Annotated in this window: 20 protein-coding genes; all 20 read left to right on the top strand. The window is 26.0% G+C overall.

The window, feature by feature from the left end; translation table 4 throughout:
- The first annotated feature begins 73 nt into the window (after positions 1-73).
- The 20 genes from AACL10_RS03200 (at position 74) to AACL10_RS03105 (ending at position 21,978) form a co-directional block, all read left to right on the top strand.
- Positions 74-820: a hypothetical protein gene (locus AACL10_RS03200; protein WP_338984515.1), complete on the top strand. Its 747-nt coding sequence runs from the start codon at positions 74-76 to the stop codon at positions 818-820.
- A 33-nt stretch (positions 821-853) separates the two neighbouring features.
- The gene (locus tag AACL10_RS03195; protein WP_338984513.1) at positions 854-3,118 is read left to right on the top strand and encodes a hypothetical protein; all 2,265 of its coding nucleotides are present in this window, start codon (positions 854-856) and stop codon (positions 3,116-3,118) included.
- Between the two features lie 96 nt (positions 3,119-3,214).
- On the top strand, positions 3,215-3,745 hold the full coding sequence (locus tag AACL10_RS03190) for a hypothetical protein (RefSeq protein ID WP_338984511.1): 531 nt from the start codon (positions 3,215-3,217) through the stop codon (positions 3,743-3,745).
- A 187-nt stretch (positions 3,746-3,932) separates the two neighbouring features.
- On the top strand, positions 3,933-6,959 hold the full coding sequence (locus AACL10_RS03185; RefSeq protein ID WP_338984509.1) for a hypothetical protein: 3,027 nt from the start codon (positions 3,933-3,935) through the stop codon (positions 6,957-6,959).
- Between the two features lie 121 nt (positions 6,960-7,080).
- Positions 7,081-7,716 (top strand): hypothetical protein, encoded by a 636-nt coding sequence (locus AACL10_RS03180; protein WP_338984507.1) that lies wholly within the window; start codon positions 7,081-7,083, stop codon positions 7,714-7,716.
- Positions 7,717-8,128: 412 nt separating this feature from the next.
- Positions 8,129-8,374, top strand: coding sequence for a hypothetical protein (locus AACL10_RS03175; RefSeq protein WP_338984505.1), 246 nt, complete (start codon positions 8,129-8,131; stop codon positions 8,372-8,374).
- 93 nt (positions 8,375-8,467) lie between these two features.
- Positions 8,468-10,201: a hypothetical protein gene (locus tag AACL10_RS03170; protein WP_338984503.1), complete on the top strand. Its 1,734-nt coding sequence runs from the start codon at positions 8,468-8,470 to the stop codon at positions 10,199-10,201.
- A 71-nt stretch (positions 10,202-10,272) separates the two neighbouring features.
- Positions 10,273-11,130, top strand: a complete 858-nt coding sequence (locus AACL10_RS03165) for an HAD family hydrolase (protein ID WP_338984501.1) — start codon at positions 10,273-10,275, stop codon at positions 11,128-11,130.
- Between the two features lie 6 nt (positions 11,131-11,136).
- A complete protein-coding gene (locus tag AACL10_RS03160; RefSeq protein ID WP_338984499.1) occupies positions 11,137-12,237 on the top strand; it encodes a nicotinate-nucleotide adenylyltransferase in 1,101 nt (366 codons plus the stop codon).
- A gap of 4 nt (positions 12,238-12,241) precedes the next feature.
- Complete coding sequence (locus AACL10_RS03155) at positions 12,242-12,895, top strand: 5'-methylthioadenosine/S-adenosylhomocysteine nucleosidase (RefSeq protein ID WP_338984498.1); 654 nt, start codon at positions 12,242-12,244, stop codon at positions 12,893-12,895.
- Between the two features lie 238 nt (positions 12,896-13,133).
- Positions 13,134-13,664 carry a hypothetical protein gene (locus AACL10_RS03150; RefSeq protein ID WP_338984496.1) on the top strand — a complete coding sequence of 177 codons (531 nt, stop codon included), beginning with the start codon at positions 13,134-13,136 and terminating at the stop codon, positions 13,662-13,664.
- A gap of 27 nt (positions 13,665-13,691) precedes the next feature.
- Positions 13,692-14,222: a hypothetical protein gene (locus AACL10_RS03145; protein WP_338984494.1), complete on the top strand. Its 531-nt coding sequence runs from the start codon at positions 13,692-13,694 to the stop codon at positions 14,220-14,222.
- Entirely contained in the window at positions 14,197-14,568 is a 372-nt protein-coding gene (locus tag AACL10_RS03140) for a hypothetical protein (protein WP_338984491.1), read from the top strand. Before AACL10_RS03145 ends, AACL10_RS03140 begins: the two co-directional genes overlap by 26 nt.
- A gap of 129 nt (positions 14,569-14,697) precedes the next feature.
- Positions 14,698-14,958: a hypothetical protein gene (locus AACL10_RS03135; RefSeq protein WP_338984489.1), complete on the top strand. Its 261-nt coding sequence runs from the start codon at positions 14,698-14,700 to the stop codon at positions 14,956-14,958.
- Positions 14,959-15,056: 98 nt separating this feature from the next.
- Positions 15,057-16,217 carry a DNA (cytosine-5-)-methyltransferase gene (gene dcm, locus AACL10_RS03130; RefSeq protein ID WP_338984487.1) on the top strand — a complete coding sequence of 387 codons (1,161 nt, stop codon included), beginning with the start codon at positions 15,057-15,059 and terminating at the stop codon, positions 16,215-16,217.
- A gap of 15 nt (positions 16,218-16,232) precedes the next feature.
- Entirely contained in the window at positions 16,233-16,967 is a 735-nt protein-coding gene (locus AACL10_RS03125; RefSeq protein ID WP_338984485.1) for a class I SAM-dependent methyltransferase, read from the top strand.
- Positions 16,968-16,986: 19 nt separating this feature from the next.
- Positions 16,987-17,841, top strand: a complete 855-nt coding sequence (locus tag AACL10_RS03120) for an ROK family protein (protein WP_338984483.1) — start codon at positions 16,987-16,989, stop codon at positions 17,839-17,841.
- A 126-nt stretch (positions 17,842-17,967) separates the two neighbouring features.
- Positions 17,968-19,251: a DNA (cytosine-5-)-methyltransferase gene (locus AACL10_RS03115; protein ID WP_338984481.1), complete on the top strand. Its 1,284-nt coding sequence runs from the start codon at positions 17,968-17,970 to the stop codon at positions 19,249-19,251.
- 13 nt (positions 19,252-19,264) lie between these two features.
- Entirely contained in the window at positions 19,265-20,332 is a 1,068-nt protein-coding gene (locus AACL10_RS03110; protein WP_338984479.1) for an HNH endonuclease signature motif containing protein, read from the top strand.
- Positions 20,333-20,340: 8 nt separating this feature from the next.
- Complete coding sequence (locus AACL10_RS03105; RefSeq protein WP_338984477.1) at positions 20,341-21,978, top strand: ATP-binding protein; 1,638 nt, start codon at positions 20,341-20,343, stop codon at positions 21,976-21,978.
- Positions 21,979-21,983: the final 5 nt, after the last annotated feature.

The following is a 21,983-nucleotide window of genomic DNA, read 5'->3' as shown; positions in this document are numbered from 1 at the left end:
ATAAAGTATTTTTTTACTTTTTAACAATTAATAGGGGTTATTTTCCTTTAAAATATTACTATGGAGCGATAATATGAAACGATTTAGTAAATTTTTAATTAGATTAAAACCATATAAAAGACTATATAGAATGTTTTGAATGGTATTTATAATAGCTTGTTTATTTGCATTTCAAATGTTTATGCTAACGTTATCATATGTTGTGCAACATAACAGAGGTGGATTCTATTATTGATTTAAAGGTTTATTTTTTCTTCTTGCAGAATCAAGAGATGAGCCAAACTCTTCTCAGGGTTTCATCTTTGCAGCAACAATAATAGGATATATTCCAATAATTCCAATAATTCCATTTTTATATTTCACTTTTGCTAATTGATTTATTCAAGAAAAGTTAAGTGATAAATATATTGATGTACCAAAAGATAAATATCTTTATTGAACTAAATTTATTCACTTTTCAATATTGGCAGTTACTTTTACTTTAATACCTGGTTTATTAACTTATATGGGTGGAGGAGGAATTCTTCCAAATCAAGCTTTTGGAGCAATTTCTGGAGCATTTAGTGATGACTTTGTAGAAAGAGTTGCTGGAGTAAGTGCTTTTCTTTACTATGGTGTAGGGTGTGTATTTTCAACAATAATTCTTGCTTGAGTATTTTGAATGGCTCTTTGTTGAGTTGGAAGACAGATACAAAAAGTACTTGATCAAATATCTGCTTGAAGAGAAAGAAGAAAAGAATTAAAACGTGAATTAAAACTTCAAAAACTTGAAGCAAAAGCTAATAGAAAAAGAAATAATCAACAACAAGATGATGAGTAGTATAATAAAATAAATTTGAAAGGATGTTAAGTTATGAAAAAATTATGTTCATTTTTAGGAGCATTAAGTTTGTCTGTTTTTTCAGCAACCACTGCTGTTGCTTGTAATGGTGGACTTGATATGTCAATAAACTTTTCTGATGAAGAAAAGATTTTATCAATTCAAAACTTAACAGAACAACAACTAGTTTCTAGTGGTGTTCGTATAAACTCTTTAACAAGTGATGAAGATATCGATAAAATCATTAAAGCTTTAGGGTTGGAAGAATTAATTTCAAATAGTCCAAATGGTGGGGTTATTAAAAAAAGTTTAGGTGTTTATATAATGTCTAATCAATTTTTAAATGAAGTTTCTTCAAAAGTTCCTGGATATGCTTGAATTGCAAATAAATTAACATGACAATCACAGTGAAGTATTAAAGAATTGGTTAATAATCCTACTTCAAGTTTAAATCTTTTCAACAACGTTAGTGGTTGAATGAAATTTAAAAACAAAGATTGATCATTATCAGTTACTTTTTTAGATAAAGATAAACTTGGTTGAAATGGAGTTGAAGATCCAGTTTATGCAAGAATAAATATAAATAGAAAAGTTCTTGCAGATGAAAATGGTTCAATTGATTTAGAAAATTCAAATAAAGAAGGAATAAGAGGGGATTATGATGAAAACAATCCTCCAAATGCTCAAGTAACTGAAACAGATTTTTTTAAGGGAGCGATTTATCAAGGTTATGCAAACTCATCTAGCTTATTTAGATTAGATGAAATATTATCTTCTTCACCATCAAAAGTTCCTCCTGGAATTTTCAACTACTCTCCAAGTGCAACTGACTTTGTTAATAATAAAATAATAACTTTGGATTTTGGAAATATGATTTTACAAAACTCTAAAAAAGAAATTGAAAAAGCATTAAATGATTATCTTTTAAACAATCCAATCTACTTGGGAGAAGGTTTAAAAAACTCAGAAATAAATACAATAATCAAAAATCAAATTTATACAGTTATGTTATCTCAAGCAATTGATAGACATAACTTAAAAGATGAAAGTGGAACATCACTATTTACAAAAGATGAATTAAATGAAGCTGACTTATTAGTTGAATCTATGATAAATTCACTAATACAACAAGTTAGTAAACTTTTAAAAAGTAGTTGAACAAACAAAACTTTAATGAATAATTTTTTGGTTATGTTAAATCAAATAAAGAATGAAGATTGTGAATTTAATACTATTTCAAAAACTAGTTTTACAGATTTATTCAAAGAAGTTATGAATGATTCAAGAAATGTAAATGATGCAAACTCTGGTCAAACTGATTTTTCAGTTGGTCAATTAAATACAAACCTTTATAAAACAGGAAATAACTATGATAGTTTACTTTCTAGTCAACAAGATTATTTTGACTTTGGTTTTGATTCAACTTATAAATTCAAAGTTTACTATTGATCTAAATCAACACCAATAACTGGTTCAGAAAAACAATGATACTCTCCAGATGATTCTAGAAGTCCTCAAGATTATATCTCTGATAAGGGATTTAGAAATGTGTTTTTAGGACAAAGACTTTCATCATCGCAAAGAGCTTATAATGTTTTAGAACAATATCAATTTACACAAAAAAATAGAATTGAATTAGATGTTTTAGGAATAGAAACTACAAACTTAGCTCCTTCAAAAGTTAATGCTGAAACTTTAATGTTAAATAAACTTAAAGAAGCTATTGAATTGGATCCAAATCAGGTTTCTCAAAATATAAATCATGATTCATGAAGAATTTATCATATGGCTGCATTGTTAAATAAATATGCAGATAAAAAAATATATGAAATATTTGGATATGATGAAAAAGGGAATTTAGAAATACATAATAAAAATGTAAGTTTAGACTTCTCAAAAAAATCTTCTAGTGATTTTTCAAAAGCAGACGATGATATTGCTTTTGCAGATTTATTAAAACAAAAAGAAATTAATTTAATAACAAATGACTTCCAAAGTAAATATGATTCACCTGCAAGAGAATTCATTTACAGAAAAGGTTTGGGTGTAACTTGAAATTCATCGTTAAGTCAATTTATATTTGGAGGAACAATAAATGTCTTTGGTAAAACTTTAGATACTCAAGATGAGTTGAATAATATCCATAGTTGATGAGAACAACCAGCAAGAAAATATGATGGATTCTTATTCAGATTCAAAATGACAGATGATTGAGCTGAATATATTGATGCTTATTGAAAAGAATATGTTTCTAAAAACATTAATAATCCAGATTATAATGCTCAGTTAGAAGAGTAAAAAGGAACCTGCTATGATGGGTTCTTTTGTATTTTAGCTATGTTGGGATTGTGATATAATCATAGTAATAAATATTAAAAAAGAAGGGGTGTTTATATGTATTACATTAACTTATTAAACAACCTTTACTCTGTATATAATGTAAAAGATAATTTTTTAATAGCACAATTTTCTAATTTAGAAGATGCTAAAGCATTTGTATCTTCTCTTAATGGACTTTTAATACTAAATGAACAAGATACTTCAAAATTTAATAACTCTAAACTACTAGCACCAAGCAATTGAAAATCAGAAGCTTTAATAAATAATAATCAATCAGCAAATGATCAAATTCACGAAGAAGAAGATTTTAATGAAGAAAAAGAAATCGAAAATATTGAAGAAGTAGTTTCGACTACAGAAGAAAATGAAGAAGAATTGTTAAAACTTAAATTAGAGCAAGAAGAACAGCAAAAACAATTAGAATTACAATTAGCTTTAGAAAAAGAAGAAGAAACTTTCAAACAATTATCAAAATTAAATACTGATATAAAAAGTTTTATAAACATTAAAACAAAAAAAATAAAAGAAGAAAAACTTTTAAAGACAATAATGAAAAATAAAACATCTAAATACATAGCTGTTTAAATTAAATTATTTTAAAAAATATCTTAAACCCAATATTAATTGGGTTTTTTTATGTATTAAATTTTAAATATACTAGTAATTTTATGAAAGTTTGTTTATAATATATATCTTTCAAAAAAACTTAAAAAGTATGATATAATTTATTTAAATAAAAGTAAAAATGGCTAATTTACTGGAGGGCTCTTACATGTATTTTATAAATATTATTGATGGAATGTATTGTGTTGTTAATTCATTCTCAAATTTAATTGTGGCAAAATTTTCACGTTTAGTTGATGCAGCTGCATATATACAAACAGCACAAGGATTGAATGTTGCAACACCTCAAAGTTATGGACAATTCTTTAATTTACCTTTAATGAATCAAGGACATTCACACGGTCATTCATGTAATGGTCACAATTCATGTCATGGGTCAAACAATAATTCTTGCAACCACAATAACCAAAACAACAATCAAAATTTCAATAACAATAACAATAATAATAACTTTAATAATTCTCAAATTAATTCTTCAATTGAAAATCAAATTAGAGAATTGAGTAAAAAAATTGATTGAGTTTTGGAAGATAAGAAAGAAGTTTTAGAAGAAATCAGTATTTTAAAATCTATTCTTTCAAACAGTAAAGACTATTCTCCAAGAAGAGAATCTTCTAGAAGAGACAATAGAGATTATGACAGAAGAGAATCTTCAAGAAGAGATGATAGAGATTATGACAGAAGAGACTCATATGAAAAAGACTCAAGAAGAAGAGAAGATACATACGAAGAAGAATATAGAGAAGAAAGAAGACCTAGAAAAGAAGAAAAAGTTTCTAAAAAAGAAATTAAAATTTCTAGATCTGAAAAACCAAGAGGTAAGGGATTTAGAAACCTTATGATTGGTTTAGCTTCAATTACTTTAATTGCTGGAGTTGGTGTTGGAGGTTACTTTGCATATGATCACTTCATAGCAAATGCAAATCCTATTGGTAAACCTAAATTACCTTCAACTCCTCCAAGGGTTGGAGATGACTACTTTGTAGAAGTTAAAATAAAAGCCAAAAAAGGTTTAGGAACTCCAACTGTTAAAGTTAGTGGAAGTGCAACTGGTGAATGAACAGATGATTATGAAGGAAAAACAGGAGTACTTTTAAAAATAACAAAAACTGGTTCAATTGATGTTGTAATCACATATGGAGAAAATACTCAATCATTTAAACTTACTGCACAAGCTGCTTTAATTACTGTAAAAACAGATAAAGTACAAAGTGATATACAAAGTACTTTAAAAGAAGAATATAAAGATAATAACGCAGCAATTAGTGCTATAAAGGCAACAAAATTCAGTAATGAAGGAATATTAGTAGATAAAGTTGAATTAGATAATGAAACAACATTTGCTTCAGAAGAAATTGAAAATATTAAATTTAATGTATTCATAAAATTATCTGATACTAATAAATACAAATTTGAAAGCGAAGATGCCGTAGGTCCTTACAAGGTTACTGCAAAAGTTCAAAAACCTAAAGAACCAACAAAGATCTCTACAAAAGAAGTTCAAGATAAATTAGATAATTCAGTTAAAAATTTAAAATTTACAACTGTTGAATTAGCTCAAAAAGTTATTGAAGATACAACTTTAGATACAGGTTTAAAAATAGATAGTGTTACACCTTCAAAAACATTTGGATTAAATCCTCAAAAATTTGATGTTGTAATTAAACCTCTAGATGAAAATTATGTATTAGAAAGTGGTAAAGATTCAGAAACTTTCTATGTTAGTGCAAACATAATAGTGGCTCCTGTAATTAAAAATCCAGGAAATACTAGTGTTGAAACTGAAAAAACTACTTCTTTAGATATAACTGTTGAAAACCCAGATGATGGAGTTGAATTAACAGCAACTTCAAGTGATGAAAAAATAGCAACAGTTAAACTTAACGAAAATAGTCTTTCTATTACAGGAGTATCTGAAGGTTCAACAAAAATAACTCTTTCTTATAAAGGTGCAGAAGATGTTGAGTTCACAGTTACTGTTTCTAAAGACCTTAAAGAGGTTTCAACAAAAAATGTAAAATCTTCACTAGAAGCGTTTGTTAAAGATAAAGAGTTTGAAAATGATGAAGATGCTAAAACAAAAATAGCAACAGTAGAACTTGATCAAGGACTTGAAATAAGTGACGTTTCATTGAAGAATAGTGAAACATATGCAACTGAGATAAAAACTTTTATAGTTAGTGTAAAAGCAGCTGTTGGTTATAAAATTAAAGAAAATGATGACGTTTCATTTGAAATTTCTGCAAATGTTACTAAACCTTCAAATGCAGTTGAATTATCAACTGTTATAGAAAATACTAAAATTGAAGTTGATTCAGGAAAAGGTAAAGATAAAACTGCTATTTTAGCAGCAGTTAAAGCAGCTAACTCAAGTTTAGATGTAACTAAAGTAGAAGTTGTAATTGATGGAGATGACATTTCTATTAAATCAACTGATGAAAAAGTCTATACTGGAAGCGTTAAAATAACTGTAACTGAAAAATCTTCTTCAAATGCAGTTGAATTATCAACTGTTATAGAAAATACTAAAATTGAAGTTGATTCAGGAAAAGGTAAAGATAAAACTGCTATTTTAGCAGCAGTTAAAGCAGCTAACTCAAGTTTAGATGAAACTAAAGTAGAAGTTGTAATTGATGGAGATGACATTTCTATTAAATCAACTGATGAAGAAGTCTATACTGGAAGCGTTAAAATAACTATAACTGAAAAATCTTCTTCAAATGCAGTTGAATTATCAACTGTTATAGAAAATACTAAAATTGAAGTTGATTCAGGAAAAGGTAAAGATAAAACTGCTATTTTAGCAGCAGTTAAAGCAGCTAACTCAAGTTTAGATGAAACTAAAGTAGAAGTTGTAATTGATGGAGATGACATTTCTATTAAATCAACTGATGAAGAAGTCTATACTGGAAGCGTTAAAATAACTGTAACTGAAAAATCTTCTTCAAATGCAGTTGAATTATCAACTGTTATAAAAAATACTCAAATTGAAGTTGATTCAGGAAAAGGTAAAGATAAAGCAGCTATTTTAGCAGCAGTTAAAGCAGCTAACTCAAGTTTAGATGTAACTAAAGTAGAAGTTGTAATTAGTGGAAGTGATATTTCTATTAAATCAATTGATGAAGAAGTTTATACTGGAAGTGTTGAAATAACTGTAACTGAAAAAGAGAGTTAACCAGAAACAGAAGACTCGGTTTCTTCTTTCTATCTAATTAATACTTTTAAACCAACTATTTAGTTGGTTTTTTCTTTGTTTTTTAGTAAAATATTTAAAGGAAAAAAAAGAGGGTTAAGATATGAACTTCAGACTACCAGCCAAATACGCTTTACTTATTATAAATATTCTTGTCTTAGCTTACTTCTTTTTATACTTTTGCTTACTAGGTTTTGAATATCAATCAAGTGATTTGGGAGTAACAATTATCTTTAAAGGTTTAAACTTTAACCATGAAACAGATCTTATTTTAGATCCAAATAATGGCAAATGAATAGTTCCTTTCGGACAAACTGCAAGATTATTTGAAATTTTAAATAATCAAGTAAATCCAGGAAATGTTATTTCACCTAACATCAAAGAAAAGGCTTTCAAACTAGATGGAATAATAATAGCTATGATGTCAATTCAATGTGTATTAATATTTTTAAGTTTTATAAACTTATTTATTTGAAGAGGATTCAAAAAAGCTAAAACTGTTGATATAACTTCGAAATTATTAATACTAAGTTTTGTTGGACTTGCAATTGCTTGAGTATCAATTATGAACTCAAATATATTATTTGCAAAATTTCAAGGAAATAACACAATAAATGTTTTACCTACAAAATATCAGGCTGAAATTTATTGAATAGGACAAGCATTCATGCCTATGATATTTATGTTTATTCATATTTGAATGACAGCTCCTTTATATAGAAAAAGAAACAAATATTAAAAAGTAAAAATAGACGAAAAAAATACGCTTTTAGGGTAAGCGTATTTTTTTTTATATATTATTAATCATGCTTTCGCATATGTAATTGATTTGCTAATAATTAAAAAGATATGAATGAGTAATGAAAGGTCACTTAATGACTATGACATATATAAGAGTGACCTTATCGAAAGAAAGGATGTTATATTGAATTAAAGAATGAATTTACCGCAGATAAGTGATGTAACTGCGATACATAGTTTAATCGTCATAGTCGCGTCCAAAAGGACATTAATTAATATATCAAAAAAAAATTGAAAAATCAATTTATTTTTATTTTTTTTTAATAAAAAAATTGAAAATATTGTTCAAATATTCCTTATATATAGTGTTTTTTTGAATATAATTAAATTATTAGAAGAGAAGTGAAAAAATGAAAGAATATATTTGTTCTACTTGTAAAAAACCAGCAGATCTTAAAAAAGTAAATCAATTAAACACAATTACTCTTACTTGTAAGGAGTGTGCAATAAAGGAATTAAATGCACAACTTACAAACAATGATAAAGTTAACTGTGATACATGTAATAATAAGTCAAAATACATAACTTTAAGTCAATTAAATCGCATTAAAAACTATTGCGAGGATTGTTTATTGAAAGAGTATAAGAGTATTTAAAAGCACACATCTAGTGTGCTTTTGTTATCTGTGGGGGTATAAATAAGAGCTAAAAAAGAGTATAATATACTTAATGTTTTGAAGAGGTGCTTAATGGAAAAACACTTTAATAAGATAGCTGGTAAAAACGGCTTTTATGATTTTGAAGATAAACTAAACTACTTTGATTACTTTGGTATAAAAGGTGAAGATTTAGAAAATGTCTTTTTACTGTTTAAAAAGTATGAAAACAATATGCACGAACTTAAAAACAATATTTATCAAAGAATTATGGAAAGATACACTTTCTATACAAATCATACTTATAATAAAGAAACTAAAAAATTTGTAAAAGTAAAAAATGACTCTGAAAAAAGAGTAGCTAAAGCTTTATTTACAAGTGTTGTTTTTTTAGGAGCAAGATTAGTTTCACAAGAATATGTTCTATTATCTACAATAAACAAGCTTATTTATAATGTTAATTTAAGGGTATTTAAATTTTTTAATGAAAAGTTTAACTATAAAATTTACAAAAAGAGTTTAAAAGAATACTATGAAACACTTTCAACATTTGGTATTTTCTTTATGGATCAAAATACAGAAACCTACAGTATTCTTTCAAACATGGATGAATACATAGACAAAGATTATTATTCACTTGAAGCTTATAAAGATATTTTCTTATTTATGTGAATGTACACTTATATTAAATTTTCTTGTGACTTAAGTGATTACAAATTTAAATATGATGATTCAAAAAGACTTTATCCTAAATTCAACAGTAATGTACTTTCACCAATGGACTATGATCATATCTTTAATGAAGTTGGTTTTGAACAAGAAAATGCAAAAAGAATCGATACAGTAGAAGACTTTAGAGGTTGAAGTTTAGAACCTTACTATATAACTATTGAAAACCAAATTAGAGAATATTATAAAGACTTAATGTTGGTTGGAACAGTTAACTTAAATCAATACTTTTATGTAGCTGATGTTATAAAAGAAATTTATTTAAATTTCTCTTACTATACATATGATGAACTTGCAAATTCTCTTTTCACTGAAGCTTCAACTGCAACAGATAAGATTTATACAAAAGAAGAATTAGACTTTATAATTGAATATTGTTCATTAAATTTAGAAAAAGAAGAATATAAAACTGCAAAAGTAGATGACTTATATGATGTTATTTACAAAAAACCTTTATTTAATTTTAAAGATCAAAAAGGAAATAGATTGTTAATAGCTTATCCTGAATTCGTTTGAATGTCATATCAAATGCAAAAAGAATATCATTTCTTTGACAAAGAATTATCTAAGAAATTTAATGCAAGACTTAAAGTTGATTACAACCCAATATTAAATGATCAACTTAAAAAAGTTGAAAAACGATTTGGAGTTATGAAAGCATTTGATCCAAATGAAATCCAATTCTTTGCTGAAAGTAAAAATCATACACAACAAAACCCTTTAACAGATTGTGTTTTATATGATCCAGCTTTAAACAGATTATTGTTTGTACTTACAAACTTTTATTCAGTTGAAAATATAGATTGACTAAATGCAAAAAGAACAATAGACACTTATGCAATAAGTTCTAAGATAATACCTTCAATTTTTTCAAGAAGTTTTAGTGTCATAATGAAAGACATTAAGAAAATTAAAAAACAAATGAGAAAAATGGGTGTTAAATTTGAAGATGAAGAAAATGTTAAAGTAGAAGGAATTGTGTTTATTAATGATATTTTAAATGCTATTCCAAAAGTTAAAGTAAATGACTTTACAGTTCACGTTGTTGGTATCTCTACAATGGAATACTTTACAAACAGTTATATTTATAAAAAATAACCACTTTCAATTAATCAAATGTGGTTATTTTTTTATTATCTTGTAAAATTATTTTTGGAGGATATAAGATTATGAAATTACCTTATATTGGAAGTGATTTAGATGGAACTGTTGTAAAGAACAGTGACTTTAAAATCCTTGATGAAACAGTAAATGATATTCTTGAATATCAAAAACAAACAAACAATAATTTCTTCATAGTTACTGGAAGAGCTTTTCAAAACATGAAGTATTACATTAAACAGTTAAATGTAACTTTACCTGTTATAAGTTCAAATGGGGGAGCTATTACAAACCCTGTAACTTGAGAAGTTTATTATGAACACTTAATGGACAAAGAAGTGGTTTTAGAGCTTTTAAACTACTCAATAGAGCATGGTTTAGATGTTTCTTTATATACAGCAACAACTTTATGTGCACTTACAAGTGCAGAAAGAGTTAAAGCTTATAAAGAGCTTTACGGTCATTATCCAGATGACTGTCAACCAGAATTTATACTTTATGAAGATTATCATCAATTAATTGAAGATGTTAAAAATGACGTTCACAGAGCAGTTAAGTTAATGTATTCACTTGATTGTGAAACTGAAACTCAAAAAGCACAAGACTTAAAAGATTACTTAGAGTCAAAAAACCTATACCATCCTTCAACAATAATTCAATCAAGAATTTTAGTTGATGCAATGCCAAAAGGTGTAAACAAAGCTAGTGGTATTAAAAAATGAGCTGAAATAATGAATGTTGATATAAACCATATTCATGTAATAGGAGATAATAACAATGATATGGAAATGGTAAGTGAATTACCATTTGGTATTGCTGTAGGAAATGCTGTTGAAAATTTAAAAGAAGTTGCTTGAAAAGTAATTGACCACATTGATGACAATGGTGTTGGAAAATACGTTAAAGAACTTATTAGTAAGGGATAAAAGAAAATGAAAAGAATAGCTTTATTTGGAGGAAGTTTTGATCCTGTCCATACAGATCATATAAACATAATTAAAAGCTGTAAGTTAAACTTAAACTTTGATGAAGTTTGAGTTGTACCTGCATATGTTAATCCTTTTAAAGCACTTTCAACTTCAAGTGTTACACAAAGATTAGAAATGTTAAAACTTGCAACCAAAGATTTAGATTATGTAAAAATTGAAACTTATGAAATATCTAAACAAACTTCAAGTTTTACATATGATACTGTTAAGTATTTTAAATCAAAATACCCTGAACTAAACTTCTCATTTATTATGGGCTCTGATCAATTAGATAACTTTGAAAAATGAGATCACTTTGAACAATTAATAGAAGAGTTAGACTTTAAAGTCTTTTTAAGAACAAAAGACTTTAACCAAGATATTGTTTCTAAATATAATTTAGAAACATTTGAATTTGAAAACAATCACTTAAGTTCAACAAAAATTAGAAACTTAGAAGACTTACATTTACAAATAAAAGAAGTAAATGATTATGTAAATAATAATTTAATGTATTTACACGAAAGAGTAGAAAGTAAAATGGATGAAAAAAGATACTTTCATTCATTAAATGTTGGACAAATGGCAATGGAACTTGCCAGACTAAATAATGTTGATTTAAACAAAGCTCAAATAGCAGGAACACTTCATGATGTTGTAAAACGCTGAAGTGAACAAGATATGATATCTTGCTTAGAACAAAACAATAAAGAACTTTTAAATGAACCTTCTCCAGTATGACATTCATTTGTAGGAGCATATCATTTAGAAAAAGATTGATTATTTAGTGATAAAGAAATAATAAATGCAGTTTATAATCATACTGTCGGATCGAAAGATATGACAGTATTAGATATGATTGTTTTTTGTGCAGATAAAATATCTGCAGAAAGAACCTATGAAGGTGTTGAGAACCTTAGAGCACTTGTTAAATCTGATTTACTAACAGGATTTAAAGAACTGTTAAAAAATCAATATGAAGTGGCTATTAATAAACATTCACTTGATTCTATAGGTAAATCACTTATAGAATCTTATAACTATTGAGTAAAAGGGGAAAATTAATATAATGAAAAATTATGCTATTTTATTTGCCATGAAAGAAGAAGCTCAAGCACTTATTGATGAGCTTAATGCTGAATTATTAGAAAATGAAAGTTTTGAAATATATAAAAAAGACAATATTTATATAGCAATATCAAAAGTAGGATTAATAAATGCATCAACTTGTTTTGCATATGTAAATGCAAAAAATGAAATTGACTTGTTTATAAATGCAGGGTTAGTTGGTACATTTTCACAACAATTATCTTTATTAGAACCAGTTGTTGTTGAAAACTCATATTTAGGAAATGCTGATGCAACTGGATTTGGTTATAAATTAGGACAAATTCCTGGTATGGAACCATTCTATACTTCAAACAAAGAACTTTTGGATTCATTTAATGAATATAAAAGAGTAGATATTTGTTCAAGTGATACTTTTATAAATTCACACGATCAAATAAACAAAATAATAAAACCTTTAAGTGAAAATATTACAGTATTTGATATGGAGTGTTTTGGATTTTACCAAGCAGCACATATCTTTAAAAGACCTTTAATATCTCTTAAAGTAATAAGTGATCACATTGATAATGGATGTAATGAATTACAATTTAGCCAAATACTACAACAAGGTAGTGTTAAGATAAGTGAAATTTTATTGCAACATTTAAAGTAAAAAAATATTTCTTTTAAAAGGAATAAAATATAGTTGAAAGGAAGTGGAATAGTATGGAATGTAACAAAGATTGCAAAGATTGCAACTGTGGATGTCAATACGATGATAACTGTTCTGAATGCCAAATGTGTTCAACTGATACTAATCACGGATAATATCAACTTAAAATTGGATTTGATTATTAATTAAATTTAAATTACACATGTTAAAATATATAAAATAGAAAATAATGAGAAAAATGGAAATTTTAAAAAAAATAAAATTAAAAGATTTAAAACTGAGTGATATATTTTTTGATACTCTTAGAAATGATTATGGAAAAATGGACTTTGAAAGTTGATTTAACAAAAAAGCTTCCGAAGATTGTGAAGCTTATGTAAAGTTTGATGATTTTCAAAACATTAAAGCATTTTTGATGTTGCAAATAAAGTATGAAATAGAAGAAGATATTGAACCTAAGCAAATAATAGGCAAGAGAATAAAAATATCTACATTAAAAATTGATGATTCAATAAAATCTCAAAGATTATCAGAGGCGATCATAAATATAATTTTTTCAGAAATGGAAAATAATAATATTAATGAAGCTTATGTTACTCTTTTTAAGGAAAAACAAAAAATATTATATAATGTACTAGAATCTTGAGGATTTATTGAAACAGGTGTTAAAAATAATGAAATAGTTATGTCGAAATTTACTGATCAAAAAATGGATACAGTTAAAAAAAATTATAAATGATATTTCAATCAACCTATTTGGGATTTATAAAAAGACTCAGATTATTATTTAATACCTTTGGAAAGCAATTATCACGATAAATTATTACCTAACAATAAGTTGTATAATGTTGATAATAAAGCTAAGGAGTTTAACGTTTCTTCAATAAGTATAAGTAAAACTTACATTACAAAAATACAATATGCTTCATTGCCGAAGAGCGGAGACTTCTTGCTAGAATATAGAATTAGTGATATTGCTCCAAAAACTTATAAATCAGTTGTAACTGGAATTGGTATAGTTTCTGAGGTTTATGATGGAAGAAAAATGTTATTAAATGAATGATTAAAATTAGTTGGTAATACTTCAGTTTTTACAATGAAAGAATTAGAAGAACAATTCAATTCTGAAAGAAAAATAATAATTAAATTTTTTCATATATTCTCTTTTGGGGAAGGAAAAATTATTAATCATTCATCATTAAAAGAAATGGGAATATGACCTGAATTATTATATTTACCTGCATTCGCAATTAAAGATAAAGAACTTATTCATAAACTAATTTTAGAGAGGTTGAAAAATCATGAAAATTTTAATGTCAATACATAGTGAACATATAGAAAATATTAAAAGCGGTAATAAAAGGTTCGAGTTTAGAAAAGTTGAAGCAAGAAAGTACAGCCCAAGCGAAATTTTTGTATACGCTACTGCACCTGTTTCTAAAGTTGTTGGAATAGCAAAAATAGGTAAGATACACATAGATACACCAAAAAATATCTGAAAATTTACAAAGGAATTTTCTGGAGTGGACAAAAATTTTTATTACCATTATTATCAGAATAAAAATAAAGCAATAGCTTATGAAATCGATGAGTATATAGAATTTGAAGAACCTAGAGAATTGGAAGATTTTGGAGTATCTTGTGCCCCGCAATCATTTGTATATATAAAATAGTTATATTTAAACCAACTTTATGTTGGTTTTTTATTTTATATAGCATTTAATCAATTATAATTTAAGTAAGGTGTTATTTAAATAGCACCAGATGATGCATGAGTAGCATTATTGAAAGAAGGAAAAAAATTGTACATATATCAAAGGATTGAAATTAACATTAGTAACAATCTTATCAATGATATAAAAATGCTTGATGCATTTGATGATCCTTATCTATTGGTTGAAAACATAGATGAAACTTATGAAAACTTGGATGAAATGGAATTTGAAGAGTTAACTGAAAGACTAGGGGTAAAAATCAAAGCAGCAGGTCCGATATTTTGCAAGAAACTAGATAATAACAATGAACACTTATTGTTAATGTCAAAAAACAAGATTATTAAATAAACTAAAACCTAATCTATATTGGGTTTTTTCTTTTTTTGATACAAAACCCACTAATTAGTGATTAAATAATAGAGGTGTAAAACTAAATGGGGGTACTTATGAAATTTATAAATTTATTTTCAGGAATTGGTTCATTTAATTATGCAATGAAAAAATTTGATGGTGAATGTGTTTGAAGTTGTGAAAAAAACAGTTATAGCTTAGAAACTTATAAAAAGAACTTTGGAATAACTGCAAGTAAGGATATTAGAAACATAAATGTAAAAGAAATACCAGATCACGATATTCTTTTATGTTCTCTTCCTTCGAAAACATTTAATAAAACAACAGAAAAAAGCTGATATGAATACAGTGATACTGACTTATTATTTGAAATGACAAAAGTTATTGAAGCTAAAAGTCCTAAATATTTCTTATTTGAAAACATTAAAAACTTAGCAGTTAATGAAAAAGGAAATACTTGAAAAGAATTAAAATCAATCTTTAAAAAATTAGGATATGTAACAACTGAAAAGCCATTACTTTTAAGTCCTCATCATTTTGGAATACCTTATGCAAAGGTAAGTTCTTATGTTGTTGAAATTAAAAAAGAATTTGTGAAAGAAAATAGTTTAGAAATTAACTTTAAAAGAAAAGTTTCAAAGAAAAAGAATAGTATTGAAAACATATTTAATAACTCAGATGAATTTGATTTTAAAACATATGAAATAACACCTAATGAAAAAATTATTTTAGATGCTTGAAATGAATTTAAAAAAAACGTAAATATGGAAAATGTTGATTTTCCAATATGAATTGATTATTTTAAAACAGCAAGTAGAATAGTTCAACAAATGCCTTTATCAAAACAAAGTGTAATTAACAAAAACAAAGATTTATATATTAAAAATATTAAGTTTGTTGATTCTTGATTGGCTAAAAACTATGACATATTAAGAAATAAATCTTCTTATAGAAAACTTGATTGAAAATCAAATACAGATATCAAAAATATTTATGATGGATTAATTCAAATTAAAGCTTCTGGTATTAAAATTCAAAAGCCAAATGTTGTTCAAACAACAAACACTATTTCAGAAGTTCCAATTTATGGACCTTTTAAAAGAAGATTAACTTTAAGAGAATGTTCAAGATTAGCTAGTCTTCCAGAAGACTTTCAAATAAACAAAAACATCAAACAAGCTTATAAACAATTAAAAAATACAGTTAATGTAACTGTAGTTGAAAAAATACTTGAAAAACTTTTTGAATACAAATAATAAAAGGAAAACCCTATGGAAAATCATTACAAGAAAATAAGCAGTTTAATATACAACTCAACAAAACCTCCAGGAACAAGTATTGACAAAGATCTTGAATTTTACAAATCTCAATTACTTCCAATAGAAGGAAAAGTTCTTGAAGCTGGAGTTGGAAATGGAAGGTTATTTATACCTTTATTAAAATACAAAGTAGACATAGTTGGAATAGACAAATCTCAAGAAATGATAGATATTTGTAAAGAAAACTTAGAAAAAGAAAACTTACAAGCCGACTTAATTTGTGATGATTTAGAAAAATATGTAAGTGAAGATACTTATGAATATATAATAGTTCCTAATGCAAGTTTTAACTTATTAGAATCAAGACAAAAAGCTTTAAAAGTTTTAGAAAACTTTTATACATCTTTAACTAATAATGGAACTCTTATAATTGATTTAATACTTCCAATAGAATTCAAATCAGGAAGTTTTCATGAGTTTACTCATACAATAAATAATAAACAAATAGTTGTTAAAAACTTAGCAAAAGAAATTAATTGAGTAGAACAATACACAATTAATCAAATTGATTATTTTATAGGTGATCAATTGCAAGAAAGCCAAGAATTTAAATTATCTTGATATGGAACACAAGAATTTTGTGAAATCCTTTCTTCAAAAGGATTTAAAGATGGTACATTTATAATTATTTATGGAAGTAAGATAAACTTAAATGTAAAAACAATTACATTTATATTTAAAAAATAATAGGAAGGACTTAACAAATATGAAATTAGCTGTTGATATTGGTGGAACTTCAATAAGATTTGCATTAATAGACAATAACAAAATAATAAACAAAAAAGTTATTGATACTGATGGAAATAACATGAAAAAAAACTTACAAGAAATAAAAGAAACAGTTGATTCTTGAAACCATTCAATAGACTATATTGGTGTTTGTTGTCCTGGACCATTAGACTTAAAAACTGGAACCATTTTAATAACTTATAATTTACCTGATTGAAATCAAAAATGTGTTTTACAAGAATTTAAAGATTTATTTAATGTAGAAAATGTAAAAATAAACAATGATGGAAATGTAGCTGCTTTAGGTCAATATACTATAAGAAAAGATTTACATTCACTTTTATACTTTACAATTTCAACAGGAATTGGAGCTGGTTTTGTAAGTGAAGGCAAAATCTTTTCTGGATATAGTGGAACTGCACTTGAAATAGCAAATGCACTTCCGATTTGAAACAGTGAAAATGTGCAAAGAAGTGGAATAGAGTTTCAAGCAAGTGGCAAAAACATTTGTTTACAATTAAATAAACTTGGAGTACAAGTAATTGATACTCACCAAGCTTTTGAATTATACAAATCAAAAGAAAATGAAATAGTTAATAGTTTCTTTAAAGATATTGAAGAAAAATTAGTTAGTTTAATATCTTCTTCAATTTACTTTTTAAATCCAGAAATCATAGTAATTGGTGGAAGTGTTGCTATGAAAAACCAAGACTTTGTTGAACAAATTATGGAAAAAGTTTGAAAAACAACAGAAGATATTTTTTATAAAACTAATTTTGAATTTGCTATTGATCTAGAGGATTCAACTTTATTAGGATGTTGTGAAATGTAGAGAAATCTATATTTTTTTATTGTAAAAATATAATGTTATTTAATTTGGAGAAAACATAGTATTTTTTTCATTAAAAGGCTTGTAATAATATAAAAAAAACTTTATTATTAAAAAAGCGAGGTTTTTATGAAAGAAGTTAAATTTATAGATCTTTTTGCTGGAATTGGTGGATTTCATTATGCTTTAAAAGCAGCCTTAAAAGAAATTGACAAAAAAAATAATCCAAAATGTGTATTTGTAAGTGAAATAGATGATTATGCAAAAAAAGTATATTCAATAAACTTTAATTACAATATAGATGAAATAATAAATATTAGAGACGTTAAAAAAAGTGATATAGAAGATCATGATTTTTTATTTGCAGGTTTTCCTTGTCAAACATTTTCAAATGCAGGGAAAAAAATGGGTTTTTTAGATCAAATTAGAGGGACTCTTTTTTTTGAAATAGCAGAAATATTATCAATAAAAAAACCAAAGTATTTTATACTTGAGAATGTTAAACATCTTGTAAAGCATAATAATGGTGAAACATTTAATACTATTATTAATACTATTAATGATTTGGGTTATTTAACAACTGAAAAACCTGTCGTAATATCTGCTACACAAATAGGGGTACCTCAAAAAAGAGAAAGAGTATATATTCTTGGTGTTAGAAAAGATTTGGTTGAAAATAAAGAGTTTATAGATTCACCTAAACCATATTCGGAAATAAAATACTTTAGTAATGAAATAGTAGAAAAAAACGTAGATGAATTTTACTATGGTTTAGTAGAAGAAAAAGTAAAAATAGCAATAGAGGCATGGGGAGAGTTTTTAAAAAATGTAAAACCGCCAAAAGGAAGAACTATGCCTGTTATATGATTTGATTATTTATTTACAAATATAGTTGAAAGAAAAAAAATACTTAATAACAGCACTATTTCTGAATGAAGGAAGAAATACTTTAGAGATATGTGGGAAGTATATGATGATAATTCAACATATATTAATAAATGAAGAAAAAAATATAATGTAGATGAATGACAAGCTAGAGAAAAAAAATTTGAGTGACAAGCAGGTATTGGAAATTTTGACATAAAAAACTCTTTTATTCAATTGAGACAGTCTGGTATTAGATGCAGAAGAAAAGAAGATTTTCCAACTCTTGTTGCAATGGTACAAACACCTTTGATATTTGATGATAATAGAAAAAAGTGAAGATATTTAACTCCTAATGAAACTGGGAAATTACAAAATTTCTATAAAATTAGAGATGAAGATATTGATTTAGGTTTTAAATCTTATTCAGAATTATTTGGACGTTCGCAGAGACATGACTTTATTACTCAAAAACAATTTGGAAACTCAATAAATATAAATGTTGTGAAACAATTAATCATTTATATATTAAATAATTTTTGAAGTTAGGGGACAAAATTAAATGGGAATTTATAAAAATATAGTAGATGGTTTAGAAATTGAAGAAAATGTAAATGTATTTGATGAAAGACAAAAAAAATCAAGAGTTTTTTTTGACATATTTATAAAATCATTATATAAAAGAGTTAAAATGAGTACTCTTAATTTTAAATCTGACTCTAAAAAGTTATCTGAAAACTATTTAAAATTTGAATTTCAAAATAAAAATTACTTTATTAATATTGTTTATCTAAAAAACTCAGGTATATTTGGAAATAGCAATAAGAGATTTCAAGTTAAAAAGAAACTTTTTGAAGATAATTCTATAAATTCTTATTTTGCTCTTTTGAATATAGGTGAGGAAACTTTATTTTTTATTACTTCCGATATAAGTGAATTTATAAAAAGATATAAAAATAATTCAAATAAAAAAGATCAAAGTTATTCATCTTATTGAGTTAGTTATGAAGATATATGCAACTTTGTTTTAAAAAACACTAATATTGAATTTTTTGTCGATCATAAGGGAACAATATTTTCAAAAAATTTAGAAGTTCTTATTGATGCTTACTTAAGTGGTAACGTAATTACAAACAAAAAAAATGTAATTGAAAATTTTGAGGATATAGAAAATGATGATTTTTTTGATTATGTAAAATTAATTGAAGAATCTATTGAGGACTTTGATCAGAAAAATATTATGAGTGTGGATTACAATAATAAACTTAAAAGAGATAGCAAAATAGTTTCTGATTTTTTGATTGCAAATCAATTTTGTAGAGCTTGTTCAACAAAGTCTACTTTCACTAAAAAAAATGAATTAATTCAGTATTTTGAGGTTCACCATTTTATACCTTATAACAACAAGACACAAATGAATTTTATAAAAACACTAGACTCAAAAATCAATTTAGTAACTCTATGTCCTAATTGTCATAAAAAAATACACCTTTCTTCAAAAGAGGAACAAGAAAAACTTATAAGAGATATAGCGGAAAAAATAGTTACAGATGAATTTAAAGATGTCTATCCTGAATATAATATAGAAAAACTGATAAAATGATATCAAGACTTATTTAAAAGGGGTTAGGAATAATTATGGAAAATAAATATGAATTAGACTTTAGACCAGACACAAGTATATATGCCACATATAAAAGGTTGAGTTATACACAACCATATGCATTAGCTGAATTCGTGGACAACTCAACGGCAAGTTTTTTTGAAAAAAAAGCTGAGATCCAACAGTACTATAAAAATAATGATAAAGAATATAAATTAAAGATTTATATTCTTTATACTAATTCTGGTAAAGATTCTACTTTGCAAATAGTTGACAACGCTTACGGTATGGAATTGGAAAACTTTAAAAGAGCTGTAATACTTGGTAAACCACCTAAAAATAAAGGTGGTAGAAACGAATTTGGAATGGGTTTAAAAACTGCGGCCACTTGATTTAGTGATAAATGAACAGTTGAGTCTTCTAAATTAGGATCGAAAAAAAAATATAGAGTTGTAATGGATATTGAGAAAATTTCTAAAGAAAGTCCTGATTTTATACCTATTGATGTAGAAGACGAAATAACCTCAAAACACTATACAAAAATCACTTTAGAAAATTTGAATAAACCAATAAGGACAAAAAATCAAAAAGAAAATCTTGTTAATTTGTTAACTGGTATATATAGAAGAGACATAAGGAGTAATGATATTCAAATAGTTTATGCAGAGTTAAAAGATAAAAAAATGATGGATTATAGTGGTATTGAATATGAAAAATTATCTCTTGTTCCAGCATTGAAATTTGAAGATGTCGAACCCAGAGTTGTTCAACCTGGTGAAATTGAAGGAATAGTAAGACCTACAGTCTGTACAAAAACTATTGATGGATCTTTTGAATTTGAAGGAGAAATATATCCGGTCAAGGGATTTGTGGGTATTCGTAAGGAAGGTTCAAGAAGTAAAGCAGGATTTACACTTTTCAGAAGAGGTAGAGCAATTATAGGTGGTTTTGAAAATAACTATAGACCTAAAGAAGTGTTTGGTGATCAAAGTAGTTTCTCATATCAAAGACTATATGGGGAATTAGATTTAGACACTTTCCCTGCAAATCAAGCTAAAGATGGATTTAGTTGAGATGATGGTTTAGAGGATGCGTTTAAAAATTTTATAGCTAGAGAAACAGCAAAATTAAAATCTTGATCTATGATTTTGAGAAAAGTTGAACCATCTCCTATATCTAAAATATCTTCTAACGAAATAAAAAACTCTAATGATCAAATTATGAAAATGCTTGGAAATGATGTACAGAAAATAATAAGTGCAAACAATAAGAAAGAATATGAACTAGCATCACATGAATTTGATGGTAACCAAAAAAAAGTTAATGACGATAGAGAAGAAAGTGTAAAAGAATTAGACAATATAATGTATTTGGAAAAAGGCAAAAAACTAAAAATGACTATAGATGATAACCAAAAACCAAAAGACTGAATAACTATAAAAAGAATTGATGATGCAAAAGGTTATTTTGAAGTTGTTATTCACATAGAACACCAGTTCTTTAAACCTTATACAGAAATGCCTGATTTTATAATATTTATTAAGACTTTCTCTTTTGCATACGTTGCTGCAATTATCAAATTAAGAACTGAGTCAATAGATTCAAAAGTTGACCCATTAAAAATAACAAAAGTAATTAATAGTTATCTATTAAACTATATTGAAAATAACTAAGAGGT

Origin of the sequence: Spiroplasma endosymbiont of Diplazon laetatorius (assembly GCF_964019625.1) — a bacterium.
Taxonomy (GTDB): Bacteria; Bacillota_I; Bacilli_A; order Mycoplasmatales; family Mycoplasmataceae; genus Spiroplasma_A.
Note: the sequence above shows the minus strand (reverse complement) of the source record. Positions and strands in the feature narration are given on the sequence as shown.